This is a genomic window from Chitinophaga terrae (ex Kim and Jung 2007) (assembly GCF_900107795.1).
GTDB lineage: Bacteria > Bacteroidota > Bacteroidia > Chitinophagales > Chitinophagaceae > Chitinophaga > Chitinophaga terrae.
Genome location: NZ_FNRL01000007.1, coordinates 31,347 through 49,936 on the forward strand (window position 1 = coordinate 31,347; position 18,590 = coordinate 49,936).

General features: G+C 45.5%; 15 protein-coding genes. 9 read left to right on the top strand and 6 right to left on the bottom strand.

The window, feature by feature from the left end; translation table 11 throughout:
- Positions 1-412: 412 nt before the first annotated feature.
- The 8 genes from BLV62_RS09220 to BLV62_RS09245 all read left to right on the top strand — a co-directional run bounded on the left by BLV62_RS09220 (position 413) and on the right by BLV62_RS09245 (position 11,688).
- The gene (locus tag BLV62_RS09220; RefSeq protein ID WP_225889612.1) at positions 413-946 is read left to right on the top strand and encodes an RNA polymerase sigma-70 factor; all 534 of its coding nucleotides are present in this window, start codon (positions 413-415) and stop codon (positions 944-946) included.
- A gap of 88 nt (positions 947-1,034) precedes the next feature.
- Entirely contained in the window at positions 1,035-2,093 is a 1,059-nt protein-coding gene (locus tag BLV62_RS09225; RefSeq protein WP_089760937.1) for a FecR family protein, read from the top strand.
- A 220-nt stretch (positions 2,094-2,313) separates the two neighbouring features.
- Entirely contained in the window at positions 2,314-5,553 is a 3,240-nt protein-coding gene (locus tag BLV62_RS09230) for a SusC/RagA family TonB-linked outer membrane protein (RefSeq protein WP_168927877.1), read from the top strand.
- Between the two features lie 8 nt (positions 5,554-5,561).
- Positions 5,562-7,007, top strand: coding sequence for a RagB/SusD family nutrient uptake outer membrane protein (locus BLV62_RS09235; protein ID WP_089760941.1), 1,446 nt, complete (start codon positions 5,562-5,564; stop codon positions 7,005-7,007).
- A 182-nt stretch (positions 7,008-7,189) separates the two neighbouring features.
- Complete coding sequence (locus tag BLV62_RS09240; RefSeq protein WP_089760943.1) at positions 7,190-9,670, top strand: PIG-L family deacetylase; 2,481 nt, start codon at positions 7,190-7,192, stop codon at positions 9,668-9,670.
- A gap of 9 nt (positions 9,671-9,679) precedes the next feature.
- Entirely contained in the window at positions 9,680-9,856 is a 177-nt protein-coding gene (locus tag BLV62_RS28285; protein ID WP_168927878.1) for a hypothetical protein, read from the top strand.
- 3 nt (positions 9,857-9,859) lie between these two features.
- Positions 9,860-9,991 (top strand): hypothetical protein, encoded by a 132-nt coding sequence (locus BLV62_RS28785; protein ID WP_258522418.1) that lies wholly within the window; start codon positions 9,860-9,862, stop codon positions 9,989-9,991.
- Positions 9,988-11,688: a sodium:solute symporter family protein gene (locus tag BLV62_RS09245; RefSeq protein WP_089760945.1), complete on the top strand. Its 1,701-nt coding sequence runs from the start codon at positions 9,988-9,990 to the stop codon at positions 11,686-11,688. Before BLV62_RS28785 ends, BLV62_RS09245 begins: the two co-directional genes overlap by 4 nt.
- Positions 11,689-11,754: 66 nt before the next feature.
- Here BLV62_RS09245 and BLV62_RS09250 read toward each other — a convergent pair whose 3' ends face one another.
- The 4 genes from BLV62_RS09250 to BLV62_RS09270 form a co-directional block, all read right to left on the bottom strand.
- Positions 11,755-12,603, bottom strand: coding sequence for a DUF2911 domain-containing protein (locus tag BLV62_RS09250; RefSeq protein WP_089760947.1), 849 nt, complete (start codon positions 12,601-12,603; stop codon positions 11,755-11,757).
- A 43-nt stretch (positions 12,604-12,646) separates the two neighbouring features.
- Positions 12,647-13,303, bottom strand: a complete 657-nt coding sequence (locus BLV62_RS09255; RefSeq protein WP_089760949.1) for a response regulator transcription factor — start codon at positions 13,301-13,303, stop codon at positions 12,647-12,649.
- A 138-nt stretch (positions 13,304-13,441) separates the two neighbouring features.
- The gene (locus tag BLV62_RS09260) at positions 13,442-14,233 is read right to left on the bottom strand and encodes a sensor histidine kinase (protein WP_089760951.1); all 792 of its coding nucleotides are present in this window, start codon (positions 14,231-14,233) and stop codon (positions 13,442-13,444) included.
- A gap of 691 nt (positions 14,234-14,924) precedes the next feature.
- On the bottom strand, positions 14,925-15,350 hold the full coding sequence (locus tag BLV62_RS09270) for a hypothetical protein (protein WP_089760955.1): 426 nt from the start codon (positions 15,348-15,350) through the stop codon (positions 14,925-14,927).
- A gap of 448 nt (positions 15,351-15,798) precedes the next feature.
- On the opposite strand from BLV62_RS09270, the gene BLV62_RS09275 reads away from it, so the two are divergent.
- The gene (locus BLV62_RS09275) at positions 15,799-16,686 is read left to right on the top strand and encodes a hypothetical protein (RefSeq protein ID WP_089760957.1); all 888 of its coding nucleotides are present in this window, start codon (positions 15,799-15,801) and stop codon (positions 16,684-16,686) included.
- Between the two features lie 119 nt (positions 16,687-16,805).
- Here BLV62_RS09275 and xerD read toward each other — a convergent pair whose 3' ends face one another.
- Both xerD and BLV62_RS09285 read right to left on the bottom strand, forming a co-directional pair.
- Positions 16,806-17,735: a site-specific tyrosine recombinase XerD gene (gene xerD, locus BLV62_RS09280; RefSeq protein WP_089760959.1), complete on the bottom strand. Its 930-nt coding sequence runs from the start codon at positions 17,733-17,735 to the stop codon at positions 16,806-16,808.
- A gap of 352 nt (positions 17,736-18,087) precedes the next feature.
- Positions 18,088-18,504: a nucleoside-diphosphate kinase gene (locus BLV62_RS09285; protein ID WP_089760961.1), complete on the bottom strand. Its 417-nt coding sequence runs from the start codon at positions 18,502-18,504 to the stop codon at positions 18,088-18,090.
- Between the last annotated feature and the right edge of the window lie 86 nt (positions 18,505-18,590).

Consider the following 18,590-nt stretch of genomic DNA (forward strand, 5'->3'; position numbering starts at 1 on the left):
TTTTGATGGAGGAGGGAGATATAGTAGCACGCAGAGCTGCAAAAGAAGCAAAGAGGCAAAGGATTTTGATGATATTGAGTGTAGTTGCACGCAGAGGAGAGGCGGAGGGAGCAAAGAAGCAGTGGATTTTGATGTAGGAGGGAGATATACTTGCACGCAGTGTTGTAAAAGAGGCAAAGAAAATTTTGAAGGAGGAGGATTTTAAGAACCAAGGGATATTTTTGTTATCGGTTGATGATATCCTTTATAGATAAAAGATTTATATATTATATAATAGATAATGTATTTTATTATACCTTAATTAAAATCCTTTGCGCTCTTGCCAGTCCTTTGCCCCTTTGCGTGAAATCCACTATCTTTAGGCATTCAACCAAATGTAAATCACTTGAAGGAGGAAGCTAATATTCAGCTCTTGGCTGAGCGGATAGGGTCTTTAGGGGATGAACAGGCTTACAGGGCTTTATTTCGGATATTTTATAAACCGTTAAGCCAATTTGCCTATTCAATCGTAAAATCCTGGGAGTCAGCCGAAGAAATAGCGTCAGACGTTTTTGTGAACGTCTGGAAGAACAGGGAGCGCCTCCTGCAGGTAGAGAACCTCAAAGTATATCTCTACGTTTCCACTAAAAATATTGCATTAAACTATCTCAACAAAGCTGCCCGCACCCAACATTTCAGCCTCGACGAACTGGCCGTGGATATCAGCATTAATCACGCAACTCCCGAACAGATTTATATTTCCGGCGAAATGGTGAGACGCATTGAGGCGGCTATCAACGAATTGCCCCCAAAAAGAAAAATGATCTTCAAACTGATCAGGGAAGACGGCCTGAAATATAAAGAGGTAGCCCAGATCCTCGATATTTCAGTGAACACCATAGATGTTCATATGGCCCATGCGCTGAAAAAGATCAGCGAAGCGCTCAACTTCACATTTACCAGGTAAAAACTTTTTTTAAAATTTTTTCAGAAGGAGTAGTAGATTTTTAAAAATCGCTTGTCCTTTTATTTAATCATGCTTTTGAAGTATTAACATGGAACAGGAAAGAATATGGCTTTTGTTGGGAAGAAAGGTATCGGGCGAAGCCACGATGGGAGAGTTGCGTGAGCTGGAGGAGCTGCTTCAACAAGATGCTACCCTCAGGTATAAGGTTTCTGTTCTCAGTAACTGGCCGTCTGTTCAGCAAAGCGAGGAGTGGAAAAGCAAAACGGAAGACGCGCTGGAAAGACATATGAATAGAATGTCCGAAATAACGGCCGCCGAGAACCTGCCGGTGAAGAAAGCAGGCAGGAAATCACTGAAACTGGTAGCCATACTGTCTGTACTGGTGCTGTTGTTAGGAGGCTACTGCACATTTTTGCTGTTGAACAGATCCGGCGTCCGTACAGAGAAACCTGCCATCGCAGCCATACAGACGCGCGACGGTTCCAGGAGCAGGGCCCAGTTGCCTGATGGCACCCAGGTACTGCTGAATGGAGGCAGCCGGTTAACGTACGATCAGAATAAATTCAATACAGATACCCGCGAGGTAACACTGGAAGGAGAGGCGTTTTTCGACGTCGCGAAGAATGCCGATAAACCTTTTTATATACATACAGCCAAGCTGGATCTGAAAGTATTAGGCACTTCTTTCAATATAAAAGCCTATACGCAGGACCCAACCACCGAAGCTACCCTCATTACCGGGGCAGTGGAAGTGACAGTAAACGACGGCAAAGAGCATAATATTAAGTTGCTGCCGAATCAAAAGATCATCCTCGAACACGGAGCAGCCATTGACCCGCTTTCCTCATCCAGGCTGGTGAACAGCTACAGGGTCGAAAACCTCCGGAATACGCAGGACAACCTGGTATATGAAACGGCATGGTGCGATAACTACCTGGTGTTCGACAATGAAACCCTGACAGAGATCGCCCGCAAAATGGAAAGATGGTATGGCATCAAGATCCATATCACAGACCCGAAGCTTTTACAATATCATTATACAGGTACGTTTAAAAACGAATCATTCCGGGAAGTCCTGGAAGCACTGAAGGTTACAACAACATTACATTGGAGAACTGAGGGGAACGACGTGTTTATAACACAATAACAGCGATAAGTATAAAAAAGATACCAGGTAGTATCAAAAAGAGAGGGCAAATGCTTGGAACATTTACCCCTCCTGATTGAGATCATACGGCAGTAGCTTTACGTGGCAATGTTAAGTCTGTCGTAGTTTTATGACCTTTTACAACCTAAATGTATGGAAAAAATTCATACATTAAGTAATCCTTTTGCTTTTAAAAACAATGGGAAAAGTTGTATCGATAATGAAACTGGTGTCCTTAATTATTCTTATTACCTGTTTGCAAATAACCGGGGAAGCGTTTGGTCAGACAACCCATCGCATTTCCCTTAAAACAGATGCCTTGCCGCTGGGAAAGCTCTTGAAGCTGGTGGAGGAGAAAAGCGGATGCCGTTTCGTGTTTCGGAACGATCAACTGCCTGCAAACAAGGTCGCTGTTAACCTGATCAATCTGCCAATCGAAGAGGCGTTGAAAGTAGTACTGAAAAATACCGGGCTTACTTTCAAAGAAATTTCTGCCAACCTGATTGCTATTGGTCCGGACACAAAAAGCAACAACAACATCATTGTAAAAGGTGAAGTGAAAGACTACACCGGGCAACCCTTGCCAGGTGTCAGCATCCGGATAGCCGGGCAGAACAAAGGAACTTTCACAGACCCTAACGGAACTTTCCAGTTAGAAACAATGAACAATGCGGTACTCATTTGCTCCTTCATCGGGTATGAAGAACAAAGCGTACCGGTAAATAACAGAACACAGATCAGTATTACATTAAAGGATGATGCACACGGTCTGAACGAAGTAGTGGTAGTGGCGTACAGTGTGCAGCCAAAAAGTTCTTTGACAGGATCAGCTTCTACGGTCAATACCGCTTTATTTGATAAAGCGCCCCGTAGCAGCTTCCAGGAAAGCTTACAAGGTAACGTACCAGGATTGCAATCTACCAATGGTTCAGGTCAACCCGGCTCCATTCCAAGCGTTTACATCCGCGGCATTGGCTCCATAACCGCCGGCAGCGCTCCACTCTACGTAATAGATGGAGTGCCGGTAGTAACGGAGAGCCTGACCGATTACAATGTAAACACACTGGCAGGCATCAACAGCTCCGATATTGCCACCATCACGGTATTGAAAGATGCAGCCGCAGCCTCGATCTATGGCAGCCGCGCCGCAAACGGCGTAGTGCTCATTACAACCAAGTCTGGTATTGCCGGTAAAACCCGGATCGCCGCCTCCGTTCAACGCGGAATCAACGAGCTGACCATCCCTAAAGCCAACTATCCCCTGAACACAAAGGAAATGATAGAATTGTTAAGGGAAGGCTGGTTCAACAAAGGCGACGGCAGCACCGAAGCCGGTTTCCAGCAGGAGTTGAAAGCAAGAGGGGTGGATACAACAGTAAATACCAACTGGATAGATGTTTTAACCAGGCATGGCGCCTATTCCCAGGCCAACCTGTCGGCCGCCGGGGGAAGCGAGAAAACAAAATTCTACGTTTCCGGCGGATTCTACGATTCACAGTCTGCCTTAAAAGGCGTGGACTACCGCAGGATGACAGCAAGGCTAAATCTTACCAATAAAGCCACTGAAAAGTTATCGTTCAACGTTAACCTTTCATTGAACTACCAGCGTGCAAACGCAGTAGGCGATGTTGGCCTGATGGCCAACCCGGTAAGATCGCTGGCCCGCCTGCAGCCATGGTTGAAGATCTATAACCCGGATGGAAGCTACGACTTCAGCTACAACAATACCTTTAACCCGGTTGCCGTTCTGAACGATGTTTCCCGTACAGGAACCATATATGGACTCCTGGGCGGAGCCGGCGCCAAATACCAGATCACCGATTTTCTATCACTTGAATCCAAAGTGAGCCTGGATCTGAACTATGCCCGCAGCAATTCTTTTTTTGCACCGGGATTCGGAGATGGCAGGAATACCAACGGTTGGGTATCAGCAGCCAATAACCTCTGGACAAACTGGGTGGTAACCAACATCCTCAGATTTAACAGGCATTGGGGAGATCATGAGATCAATACCTTTGTTGGATATGAAGCTCAGAAAACCAGCGCTTCAGGAAACTCGGCCGCCGCGTCGAACCTGTTGCCGGGACTAAAACAACTGGCCGATGCTTCAAAGCCGGAAAGTGTTTCTTCCCTTTCTGCAGCCAACTCACTGACAGGATTATTTCTGAATAACAGCTACGACTACCGCCGTAAATACTATCTCACCACCTCCATCAGGAGGGATGCTTCCTCCAGGTTCGGTAACCAGCGGAGAAGCGCTACCTTCTGGTCTGTTGGCGCAGCATGGAATATTTACCAGGAGCCGTTTTTACAACAGGTCGACTTTATCAACGAACTGAAGATAAGAGCTAGCTACGGCAGCAATGGAAACCAGGCTATAGATAATTATGCTTCCTTGTCGCTGTACAGCCCGGGAAATGATTATGATGGGAAACCGGGGTATGTGCTTACACAATACCCCAATCCCTATCTCACCTGGGAACAGAACAAGCCATTTAACGTAGGCATTGATGTTACGGTGCTGAACAACAGGCTTTCGGGCTCCGTTGAATATTACAGCCGCATCACTTCCCGTTTGCTGTTGAATGTACCGGTATCCTCCTCCAACGGCGTCACCACGGTTTTCAGGAACAATGGAGAGATGAAGAACAGCGGTATAGAGATCGCGCTCTCTTCCCGCAATATTGTTGCTAAACGCCCGGGAGCCTTTAACTGGAGAACGGACGCTAACTTCTCTACCCTGAAGAACGTGATCACCCGCCTGGATAACCCGATCACCAGCGCTATTTACAGGAGGGAAGTAGGAAGCGATTTCTATCAGTTCTACCTGGCTGGTTTTGCAGGCGCCGATCCCAATACCGGTGAAGCGCTTTGGTATACAGACAATACCAAAACGAAAACCACCAAAGTATACGGTGAAGCGCAGCGATTCAACCAGGGAAGTGCATTGCCGAAATTCTTTGGCGGCATTACCAATGTGCTTAGCTACAAAGGTTTTGAGCTCAGTTTCCAGTTCTATTATAACTGGGGCAGCAAAGTTTACGACAACTGGGGGCCTTTCACAGAATCTGACGGCAGCGGAGGATTCGGAGGCAGTTCAAAGATGTCGAGGATCACTTACGAAAACAGGTGGCGCAAGCCCGGAGATATCACGAATGTACCGAAGGTCGTTTTTGGAGGTACCCAATCGGGGCTGAGCAATCAGGCTTCCTCCCGGTTCCTGTATGACGGAAGTTTCATCAGGCTGAGAGATTTGCTGATCGCTTACAATTTACCGCCACAATGGCTGAAGAGCGTGAAGATCGACGACGTGAAAATCTACCTGCGGGGAAATAATCTATGGACTTTCATAAAGGACAAGTACCTCATCATGGACCCGGAAGTGCCGGTGACAGGAGATTATGATCAACGACCGCCAGTATTCAGAACATTCTTAATTGGGATGGACGTAAACTTTTAAAACATTTCATGCATACTATAGTCAAATATGCTGTTACACTGTTCTTAGCCGGTCTGTTTGCAGGTTGCGGTAAAGATTTCCTTGAATTGAAACCGCCGCAGTCAACGCCCACAGAAGATGCCATTAAAGATCTTCCCGGACTTCGTTCCGCTATCAATGGCGTTTACTCACTGCTGCAGAACGAAAACTATTACGGGCGTACCATGCCCCTGTTGCCAGACCTGAGGGCAGATAACGAGTTTATCAGCGTGATAAACAGCAACAGGTACAGGAATCATGACCAGTATATTGTGACGGCCAACGATGCCTATACCACCGACAGCTGGAACCTGATGTACAGCGTGGTGGCAAATGCAAATATGATCATCCGGAAGGGAGGAAGTATTGCCATCCTGCCTGCAAAGGAAGACAGCATTGAAGCTACGAAGATCGTTGCCGAGGCGCATGCCCTGAGAGCGCTGGTCTTTTTTGACCTGTGCCGGATGTTCGCCCAGCCTTACAACTACACGGCGGATGCACATCATATGGGTATCCCGATAGTTACCGTAACGAATGTAGATTCCGTACAGGCGCCATCCAGGAGCAGCGTGAAAGAGAGTTACGACCAGGTGATCAAAGATCTTAACTCGGCGATCAGGTTGTTCGAGACCAGCGGAAGCCAGGCATTTACTTCCGGCAGGTTTAATATTTACAGCGCAAAGGCGCTATTGGCGAGGGTTTTATTGTATAAAGAAGACTGGCAGGGCGCCAGGGCGCTTGCAGAACAGGTTATCAGCAGCAATAAATACAGCCTGTTGACCAACGAAAAACTGTTGAGCGATTTTAAACAGACAGGAAATGGCGAAACAGTCTTTGAAGTGATCAATACAGGTGTAGATAACAGGAACACGGATGGCTTAAGCTATATGTTCAGCCAGGAAGGATACGGAGATGTGCTGGCAACCAACGATGTGTATAATATTTATGCCGGCAGCGATGTAAGGATCGGGTTCCTGAGAAAAGGTAAAAGAGCAGGAAATGGAGGCGAAGACCCTGCGAATATTATCACTAAATACAGCAATGTAACAACGTTTACGGATTGTATCAAAGTGATAAGGTTGTCGGAGGTCTACCTTATTCATGCGGAAGCAGCGTACCATTTGGGATTGGAGGATATGGCAAGGGAGGACTTGAATATCGTGATGAAGCGGGCGGATAAAAGCGCCTTACCTGAAACTGCTACCGGCAGTAGGCTACTGGACAGGATCCTGTTGGAAAGAAGAAAAGAACTGGCATTCGAAGGCCATAGGTTATTTGATCTGGTAAGAAATAAACGTTCATTCACCAAATATCTGGCGAGTAACAAAACGATATCAGTGGTTTGGCCCAGTCTGAAAGTGATACAGCCAATACCGCAAAGAGAACTGGATGCTAACCCCAATATTCGCAACCAGCAGAACGAGGGTTATAATTAGGATCTAAACCGCCTTTGTTAACATTGGTTTTTGCATAATTGCTGGTTGGTTTTTGCTTATGAAAAAAGAGGAAGGTTCCGGTATCATACCGGAACCTTTAATTTTTTGTACACTCATCATATTTCCTTTTTCCCCCTCCAATTAATTATTACTTTTGAAAATCTGTAAATCGCGTTAGTTTAATGTATTTGAGATACTATACCACACTGCTGTTTATTTTTCTGATAGGCAACAGCGCCTGGGCGCAACCGTCGCCAGCTTTAAATGCCGCGGATATCCGGCTGCAAATGAAAAAACTGGATACCTTTGGAAGCGTATTGTATATCGCCGCCCATCCAGATGATGAAAACACCCGTTTGCTGGGCTACCTCGCTAAAGAGAAGTGTTACAGGACCGGCTATCTTTCGCTGACCCGCGGAGATGGAGGCCAGAACCTGATAGGGAACGAACAATCGGAATTGCTCGGCCTTATCAGGACCCAGGAATTGCTGGCAGCCAGGAGAATAGACGGAGCAGAACAATTCTTTACCCGGGCACAGGATTTCGGTTTTTCCAAGAACCCGGCGGAAACTTTCACTATCTGGAACCGGGAGAAGATCCTGGGAGATGTGGTATACATGATCCGGAAATTCCAGCCGGATGTGATCATCTGCCGTTTCCCGGCCGACAGCCGGGCTGGTCATGGCCATCACACCGCTTCCGCTATGCTGGCTGAAGAAGCCTATGCCGCAGCGGCAGATCCTAAACGCTTCCCCGAACAACTTAAAACACTGAAACCATGGCAAGCTAAAAGGTTGCTCTGGAATACCTTTAATTTCGGATCTACCAATACCACCTCCGACGACCAGTTCAAGATCGACGTGGGCACTTTCAACCCGCTTCTTGGAAAAGGGTTCGGGGAAATTGCCGCTGAAAGCCGTTCCCAACACAAGAGCCAGGGATTTGGCGTGGCCGCTTCCAGGGGCGCTTCACAGGAATACTTCCTGACCATCAAGGGCGATACGCCGAAGAAAAGCCTGATGGATGGCATTAATACCACCTGGACAAGGCTGGAAGGCGGTGAGGCCATTGGGAAAATGGTAGACCAGGCGTTGTCAGCTTTCCAGGTAGACAATCCTGCCGCCTCTGTACCTGCTTTACTGGATATCCGCAAAGCGATCCAGGCTTTGCCGGAAGGATATTGGAAAAACCAGAAACTGAAAGAAACCGAACAACTGATCTTCGCCTGCGCAGGCATATGGGCCGAAGCCTACAGCAATGCGCCTGTTGTGGTACCGGGAACAAATATGGATGCCAGCGTACAACTGATCAACAGGGGAAATGTGAAAGCCTCGATAAAGGATGTAGTATTGCCGGGCAATACTTCCCTGGGCGCCCAGCAACCATTACAGGATAATAAACTGGTAACCCTGAGCCGAAACCTGCAGGTTCCGGCAGGTACGCCGTTCTCCCAACCTTACTGGCTGGCTACCGATCATCCGTATGGCATGTATAACACGCCTGACCCGGCATGGATCGGCTATCCCGAAAACATTCCGGCATTGCAGGCCCGCATCGACCTGTCGATCGGCGGACAGGATTTTACTATTTACCGTCCGTTGCAATACAAGTATACCGACCCGGTAAAAGGAGAGATCTATCAGCCATTGATCATCGCTCCGCCGGTAGTGGCGGATATCGCTAACCAGGTATATATCTTTACAGATACCAAAGCCCAAACAGTGGCTGTGAAGCTGCGGGCTATGGCGGATAACGTACAGGGCACGGTAGAACTTAAATTGCCATCTTCCTTTACTTCTTCCAATAACAACCAGCCATTTGAACTGGCACAGAAGGGAGATGAAATGACCCTGTCTTTTAACCTGCACCCGGTTAAGACGGTAACAACCAATAAAGCAGATACTTTCACCGTAGTGATGCATACCCAGGGCAAGAATTATAACCAGGACATGCAACAGATCCGGTACGATCATATTCCCCTGATCACGCTGTTCCCTACGGCAGCAGCGCGGCTTGTAACAGTAAACCTGAAACATAACGGCAATAAGATCGGGTATATTCCCGGCGCCGGCGATATGGTAGCCGCTTCATTACGCCAGGTTGGCTATGAAGTAACAGAGCTGGGTGAGAAAGAAATAATGAACGGCGACCTTAGCCAGTATGATGCGATCATTACCGGCGTAAGGCTCTATAACGTAAACGGACGTATGAAATACTGGCAGCCTAAGTTGATGGATTATGTGAAAAACGGCGGGAACCTGCTGGTACAGTATAACGTGAACGGTCCGCTGGTGATTAACGACCTGGGGCCTTATCCTTTCTCCCTGTCCAGAGACCGGGTAACGGACGAAAAAGCGAAAGTGACCTTTACCCAGCCAAAGAATGAAGTGTTTCATTATCCTAATGAAATTACAGACGCAGACTTTGACGGATGGGTACAGGAGAGGGGATTGTATTTTACGACAAACGTAAACTCAGCCTATCAAAAGATATTTACAATGAATGATAAGAACGAGCCGGCATTGGATGGATCTACCTTAATAGCGCCCTACGGAAAGGGTAATTACGTGTACACAGGCTTATCATTCTTCAGGCAATTGCCGGCAGGAGTACCAGGAGCATACAGGATCTTCGTAAACCTGCTCTCCATTAAAAAGCGATAATCAGACAAGATGAGTAAGAGGCATCAACAAAATCGTCCGCGTTTAAAAATAGCAGCAGGTCTGTGCATTGTCATAGGCCTGTTGCTGGGTATCACCATTAAACGCGTACAGGTTGGATTAGTGATCGGAATAGCATTGGGACTGCTTACTTCAGGTATGTGGACTAAAAGTAATTCGAGGGATTAAGTTATGGAAAATCAACACCCGGCAGATGAAAAGCCGCCATTATTTCCCAGCTGGAATTACTGGTATGTATTAGTGATTGCCTGGCTGGTATTACTGATCGTGCTTTTTTATTGCTTCACCAAAACATTTTCATGAGTATTTTAGATTGGGTGGTACTTGTTGGTACCCTCACCATGATCATTCTCTACGGCGTATGGAAAAGCCGGGGCCAGCGGAATATGGAAAGCTATTTCCTGGACAACCAGTCTATGCCCTGGTATATCGTATTATTATCTATCATCGGCACCCAGGCCAGCGCGGTTACATTTATTTCGGCGCCCGGCCAGGCGTATACAGACGGGATGCGTTTTGTTCAATACTATTTTGGTTTGCCTATTGCCATGGTAGTACTGTGCATCACTTTCGTTCCTATCTTTCATAAGTTAAAAGTTTATACGGCATATGAATTCCTGGAAAGGCGGTTCGACCTGAAAACACGGACGCTGGCATCCAGTCTTTTCCTTATCCAGCGCGGGTTATCGACAGGGATCAGCATCTGTGCGCCTTCTATTATCCTGTCTTCATTATTAGGCTGGAACCTTTACTGGACAAATATGATCATGGGCGGTCTGCTGATCATCTACACAGTGGCCGGTGGTACCCGGGCGGTGGCCTATACCCAGACCTTCCAGTTGGTGATCATCTTCGGGGGAATGTTCCTGGCGGGCTGGATGGTGGTTCACCTGTTGCCGGCTGATATAGGTTTTAAAGAGGCCCTGCAGGTTTCCGGTAAAATGGATAAGCTGAACGTGATTGTAACAAAGTTCGACTGGCAGGATAAATACAACATCTGGAGCGGGATCATCGGGGGATTCTTTCTCGCCTTGTCTTACTTCGGAACAGACCAATCGCAGGTGGGGCGCTATATCACTGCCAAATCAGTTAAAGAAAGCCGTTTGGGTTTGCTGATGAACGGTTTGGTAAAAGTGCCCATGCAGTTCGTGATCTTGTTGATAGGAGCGTTGGTGTTTGTGTTTTACCTCTACTTCCGGGCGCCTATTTTCTTTAACGAGGCGCAACTGGCGAAAGTGCACAGAACAGAGCAGGGGGCGGCTTTAATGGCATTGGAGAAAGAATATGACGATTTGGGGAAGATAAAGCAGGCGCAGGTAAAGAACCTGGCGGCTGCTATTGAAGGCGGAAGTCATGAACGTATTGCCAGCGCCAAATCCGAACTAAAGGCAACGGATACACGCTCACAGGAAGTGAGGAATTCTGCTATTTCCCTGATCAAAAAAGCGGATCCAACGGCGGACCCCAACGATACGAACTACATTTTCCTGCATTTTGTGGTAAACAGTTTGCCTAAAGGCCTGGTAGGACTTTTAATAGCCATAATATTCCTGGCCGCCTGGGGAAGTATTGCAGCGGCATTGAACTCCCTGGCTTCCACGACGGTAATAGACATTTATCAACGTATCTATAATAAAGAGGCCAGCCCTGAACATTACCTGAAAGTATCCAAACTCTGGACCCTGGTATGGGGCGTGTTCTGCATAGCAGTGGCGCAGTTTGCGGGTAGTCTTGGCAGTTTGATAGAAGTGGTGAATGTACTGGGCTCCTGGTTCTATGGGGTGATATTGGGAATTTTCATGGTAGCATTTTACATGAAGAAAGTGGGAGGGACAGCCACATTCTGGTCGGCGGTGGTTTCGGAGATTGTTGTGCTGGTCATTTACTGGACGGGCACAGTGTCTTTTCTCTGGCTGAACGCGATCGGGTGTTTGCTGGTTATTTTGCTGGCTTACCTGTTCCAGTTGTTTTTGGAGAAGCCCCGTGTTGCAAATTCCTGATAATAACAGCTTATAATAAAAAAGCGTCTCTACATCCCGGTAGAGACGCTTTTTTTATCAGGCAACTTATTTCAAAGTAGCCAGGAGCTTTTTGTTTAAAGTTACATAGTCGTCGTTTTTCGCTGCGGTAGCCAGTTCAATTGATTTCTGAGCTGCTTCCTTCGCTACGCTGGTATTCTTGGCCTTCGCATTGATACGCGCTTTCTGGTACCAAACCCAGAAAGCGTCCGGAGTTTGATTGGCGGCTTCGTTGATCCATTCAACAGCTTTGTTCAGGTCTTTATTATTTTCGAAATAATAAACGGCAGCCTGGAAGTAAGGCTTCTTATCCGACTGCATAGCTGATTCGATCTGTGAAGTGATAGTAGCGTCGATATCGGCAGTGATCTTCACAGGAACTTTTGTTTTATCCCAGATAATATCCAGTTCAACGGAGTTGGATTTCACGTTATCGAAGCCAATGAAGAAACTTTCCTGGCTGAACGGCAACGCCACTGGTTTAACCTGTACCCTGGCAACGTCGTTTTCGGGTTTATAGGCGGCAGGACTGGTTACGTCCAGGCTTTTGGTAAGTATGACTGTCCATTGTTTGGCGCCGGGGATGGTCAGCAAGCCATATGTACCTGCTTTTACCGGTGTGCCACCGAAGCTGATGTCTTCGCCGAAAGTGATTGTGGTAGCGCCGTTTGCGCCTGTTCTCCAAACTTTGTCATAAGGTACAAGGTCGCCCATGATCACGCGTCCGTTCTTCTGCGGACGGGAGTAGTTCAACTCTATAGACGAGAGGGCGAAGTCCTGTTTTACGGTTTGTTTAGGGCTTGGAGCAGGCATTTTGATTCCCTGTGCCAGTGCGCTGCCGGCATGGAGCAATAACATTGCGCCAGCCACAGCTGCGAAAGTTTTAAATGTTCTCATGATGTTGGTGGGTGTTTTTTATGGTTTTATACTACAGTAACAGTTATTCGATAATGCCGTTGCGGAATGCGTAGAGCACCAGTCCGACACTATTTTTTACGTTTATCTTTTCCAGCAGCTTCTGGCGTATACCTTCAACGGTACGGGGACTGAGGAATACCTGTTCTGAAATTTCCTGCGTGGTCAGTTCATTGCAGATGAGCTTTAATACTTCCCGTTCCCGGTCGTTCAACTGGATCTCGTTCTTGAGCGTAGGTTTAAACTGCTGTTTGTTCTTATGCAGTACTTTTTTAAGTAAGGCCAGGTTTACATTTTCGTTGAAATAGAATCCTTTTTCGTGGCTGATACAAATAGCTTCATAGATTTCTTCCGGATCTGCGTTTTTCAATAAATAAGCGTTGGCGCCGTTTTCAATAAGATGTACAATAAAGTTGTCGTCTTCATACATCGTCAGGATGATCACTTTAACCTGCGGGTATTTTTCCCTGACTTTTACTGTTGCCTCGATGCCGTCGAGATTCGGCATTTTCAGATCCATCAAAATTACGTCGGGCAACTCTTTTTCCATAAGTTGCAAAAGGTGTAAGCCATCGTCAGCTTCATAAATGAACTGGATGTTATCGTATGGGGTAAGTGTGTTGATTACCCCACTGCGGAAGATTTTATGATCATCCGCAATAGCCACTTTTATGTGTGCCATAGGTGGACAGTTTATAGCAGATTTGCCATTATTTTGTTTAATAAATTACTATAAGTCATGTCGTTACGACGGATCAACATAACCGGACGGCAATTTAGTAATAAAACAACATAAGTATCAACTATTCTGTATTGATAACTATATATCTACTGTAATTGTAGCTAAAGTACCTTTTGGTGTTCCTGGGGTGAAGTTAATATTTCCGTTGATAATATTCAGGCGGCTTTCGATATTTTTGAGGCCCAGGCTACCGGTTTTCTTACGTGATTGCTGTAAAGAATTAACCAATGCGCCATTACCATCATCGGCTACAGTAAGGATCAGTTGATTTGGGGTATGCTGATAGGTGATCGTTACGGTAGTGGCTTGCGCGTGTTTTAATATGTTATTGATCAGTTCCTGCACCACGCGGTAAATATTCAGGGCTTTGTCTTTATCGATGGCTTGCGCCTGTCCGTTATCATTTGTCTTAAAGGTGATCTGCACCTGTTTGTTCTTATTCATCAGGTTACAAAAAGAGTCAAGGGCATGTGAGAGGCCCAGGTTTTCCAGGGCCTGGGGGTGGAGGCTCTGGGAAATGAATCGTAACTGCTGAATAATGGTATCTGTAAAGTCTTTGGTTTCTTTTAATCTTTCTGCTTCACCATTGCCGGTTTTTAAGAGGGGTTGTAATCCGCCTAAGTTTAACTTAAGCACAGAAAGTTGCGCACCTACTTCATCGTGCAGGTCTTCTGCAATGCGTTTGCGTTCCTGTTCCTGTCCCTGCAACACGGCTATCAGTCTTTCGCGTTGCAGTTGCAGGTCTTTATTCTGGATGGTAAGTTTATGCTGAATTACTAATTTCTGTTGCCATATAACCAGTCCCACTACCATGGCGCCAAGCAGTACCATGGCAATTGCCCCAATAATTACTATTTCTACAAAACTCATTATCTCCTTTTAACTAATTTCAAGAATCCTATATAAAACAGAATCAGTTGCAGGATGCCTCCTATGAAACTGATACTTAGCGTAGCTTCAGGTAACGGTCCCCTTGAAGCAAGGTAGTTATAAGTGAGAGAAAAAAGAAATGAGCTGCAAAGGTAGAGAAATAAGCCGGAGTTATACCAGAAATCAGCCAGCGAGTTAATAAATATAGCGTTCTCAATCAGTTCACTATCATTTAATAACTGCAGGAAGAAAATGATCGCATATACCAGCAGAATAAAGGATCTGAGGGTTGTAAAAAGAGAGTTATAGTTTTGGATCCCTTCCAGTTTAAGCAAGTCCAGAATAAAAACAATTAACACCGGTATGGGCAAGATATTTATCGCCTTTCGAATCTTAACATTTTTGATTACAGCACTATAAAATAAGGATAGGATTAAAAATTGGATGAAATACATGATCGCAAAGAACCACATGTTATTACTATCCTTGGATAGCTTGGCAATAACCGTGCTGCCTATGGCAAAAACAATACTACTGATCAGATAATAATAAATAGTCTTGCTGGTCTTGTCGAGTGTTTTGTATTTCCATGTAAAAGGGATCAAAAGTAAAATTTCGATCCCTAACATTACAAAGAATAATATTCTGAAAAGTTCCACTTAACTGGTTTTAGTTACTGAGTGATCGCGGCCTAGCTTTTTCCTCCTTTGCCGCCTGTACAGTAGGTAGGGCAAGGGATACCAGCGTCCAGGATCTTGGCAGACAATTCTTTCGATTGTATGCCCTGGGCCGCAGCAGCTTTGGCTTCTTCCTGGGATGGAGGGAGAATATCGTTGCCTTCCTCATCCACAGCAACTAATACCATCTTTTTCTCCTTGATACCATCGCCATCTGTATCGATCTTAATACCATAATAGATTCTTAATGCCACAGCGCCGGGTTGATCCAAAAGCTCAATAACTTTGTCTCTACCAAAACACATGGCTTTAACATGTTGCCCTAAAGATTTTTGTGCAGCAAACTCGGCATCATGATTACTTGTTAACTCATTCATCTCTTCCAGGGTAATAAATGCACCCGCATCGGAAGGGATAGGTCTTTTTGAAGAATCGCTCATAGAGGTAGTTTTTAAAATTATGGCAATAAAATTATTACAAAATTGTTCACCTGCAATATTTCTGCTATTTATATTCCTGTAAAGGAAGGAGAATGGGAGAAATACTTATACCCAGGACCCTTTTGGATTTCCGCTATTTTTTCACAGCCTGACTGCAGTAAAGATTCAGTGTTTCTCCTGTATGGATTGCGTATTTATACGCATGATAAGTTGGTGATTAACCGGGACGGCCGACAATCGCCGTCGCATTACGTATAAATACGGAATGTAATTTTTCAGTTTTTAAACGCTTGATTCCATTTTAAATCTTACCAACCTTTGCAACTCAACCAAGCGGTAGGTAGAGTTGCCAAACTTTTTGTCACGCTTTGCTCCCTGTGGGAGTTGGTAATAGTAGTTTACTTCCTTTCATGCGTTAGCCCATTTTTCTAAAGTAAAAAACATTGATATGAGCTACTTATTAATCGGAAACATTTCAGCACTGATTGGCCACGACTGCGTGGAACCATTGGTCAATGCCCGGATCAGGGTTTACCTGCCAGCCCTGCAAGCCCGGGGGAACAAGCAGACGGCTAAAGATATGTTCAGCGACATGCAGCCGCTTTCTGCAAAGGAAGTATTATTGAAAGCCGACAGGTTGATCGCTGAGGCAGTGTTAGACAGCAAGGGTAATTTCAGCTTGTCGTGGAACGAGGTGCACCTGTTCACAGAGGAACTGGAACTGGATCTGTGCCTGGACCAGTTACCGGGAAAGAATGGAAGCACCCGGCCCCGGAATTTTCACCTGAGCAGGTTGGTGCTGCATTGGAAAAGGAATAACGCCGGTTATGTAGGCGCCTATGCCTATGTGATTCCCGCCGATATCTGGCAGCAGATCTATGCCAATGCCGGGGCCTGGGTTGTAACAGGCCTTGTAAAAGAAGCGCCCGGAAGGGTTGGGCAGCCAGGCCTGATGGTTGAAGCCTATAACGCCCTCAACGATGAAGTTATCGGTAAAGCCTATACGAATGAGACAGGGCGTTATTACCTGTATTTTTCCAGGAAGGAGATCGGGAAGGGAAGGATGATAACCGTAAGGAACGGACAGGTAGGTACAGGTCCGCAGTTGTATTTTAAGATATACAGGGATGGACAGTTGGTTTGGGAAGAAAATAAAAAAGCTGCCGAGCACCCAGAAAGAAAAGAACTAAGCCATTGCAGCCAGGTAGATATCGTATTTAAACCTTCGAGAGTTAAAAAAGCTTCCGACTGGTTGTCTGAACTTATGACGTTAAAGGGTACACGAAAAAAGAAGAGTGACGCATATCGTTTGTTAACCTATTCCAGTCTGTTGTAAAAGACGGTCATATTTTGTTCGAAAAGCCTACCTCCGGAAAGGGAGGCGAATACGCCAGGTGTTTGTGCCCATTATAGCAAAAAGGACAGCTACCGTTCCCCCGGTAGCTGTTTCCGTTTTTAAAAGCGGGGATGGAACTGCCGCAGGGTGTCCCTGAGGAATTCCCTGTCGATATGCGTATAAATTTCCGTTGTGGTAATACTTTCATGGCCCAGCATTTCCTGTACTACCCGGAGGTCGGCGCCGCCTTCTACCAGGTGTGTGGCGAAGGAATGCCGGAAGGTGTGGGGAGAAACCACTTTTTTGATACCGGCCTTTTCAGCCAGTTCTTTAATAATAAGGAAGATCATTACCCGGCTAAGGGCTCTGCCCCGGCGGTTAAGGAAGAGGGTATCTTCGTCGCCGTATTTTACAGGGAAGTTCGGGCGTATCCGTTTCAGGTAGAAGCTGATCTCGTTGCGGGCGGCAGTACCCATTGGTACGATCCGTTCTTTGTTTCCCTTTCCTATCACTTTTACAAAACCTATATCCAGGTATACCTGGCTGATCTGCAGGCTGGTAACTTCGCTGACCCGGAGCCCGCAGCTATACATGGTTTCCAGGATAGCCTTATTCCTGTATCCTTCATAGATGATCCCTTCATCTTCTTTTTTCCGGGGGTCTACCAGGTCTATGGCGGCTATCATCTGTTCTATTTCTTCGAAGGTAAGTACATCCGGTAGCTTACGTGAAGTTTTAGGGGCTTCCAGCAGTTGTGAGGGATCTTCCTTTGTCATGTCTTCCAGCAGCAGGAATTTGTAAAATGCTTTGAGCCCTGAAATGATCCTGGCTTGTGAAGTGGCTGACATGCCCAGGTCGAAGATCCATTTGATGCATTGTTGAAGGTCTTCCAGGGTAACATCCTGTGGTCTGTATTTTTCTTTCCCGTTGGCTTGCAGGTATTGTTCAAGTTTTTCGACGTCTCTGACATAGGCCTGGATGGAGTGATCGGATAGTGATTTCTCCAGCCGGAGGTAATTTTTGAATAGTGTTCTGAATGATTCCCACATGAATGGCAAGATAGGTTTTTTAGGAAAATGATGAAAATAGGGGAGAAGTATTAAAAATATTTATATTTGATAATGCTGTTTGCTAACTTACTTTAATTATAATATTGTTATAGTTTGAATATCAATTGTTTATTAGGATCAATAAATTTTCGTTTTAAAGGGTAAATTAAGGGGAAAACCGACGTTTTTTCGAGAAGATATTTGAAATAATTTAAAGTGTGTGAGACAATTTGGCAGAAAAGACTTCTTATTTGCTATTTTACTTTAATTAACATTCTTAATAAATTGATTATCAAATAAAAAAGCCGGTTAAAAAATAACCGGCTAAGAGATTTTAGAAAACAGTTGGAAATTAAAATTTTTCCAGGCCGCTGAAGAAGAAATCGCCTTCGATAGCTGCGTTTTCGTTGGAGTCAGAACCGTGAACAGCGTTACGGCCGATAGACTCAGCATATTTTTTACGGATAGTACCTTCTTCTGCGTTAGCAGGGTTAGTAGCGCCAATAAGTTTACGGAAGTCTTCTACTGCGTTTTCTTTTTCCAGGATAGCTGCCACGATTGGACCACTGCTCATGAATTCTACCAGTTCACCGTAGAAAGGTCTTTCTTTGTGTACTGCATAAAATTCACCTGCTTTAGCAGTAGATAACTGCGTCATTTTCATGGAAACAATACGGAAACCAGCCGCGTTGATCATGTTTAAAATGCCGCCAATATGCCCGTTTGCTACTGCATCAGGCTTGATCATAGTAAATGTTCTGTTGCTCATATATGTTTTATTCCGAATTACAGATTAGGCCGCAAAAGTAATTACATTTTCTTTAGCGGTAAAAAATTTTGAAATTCTGCCCCAAA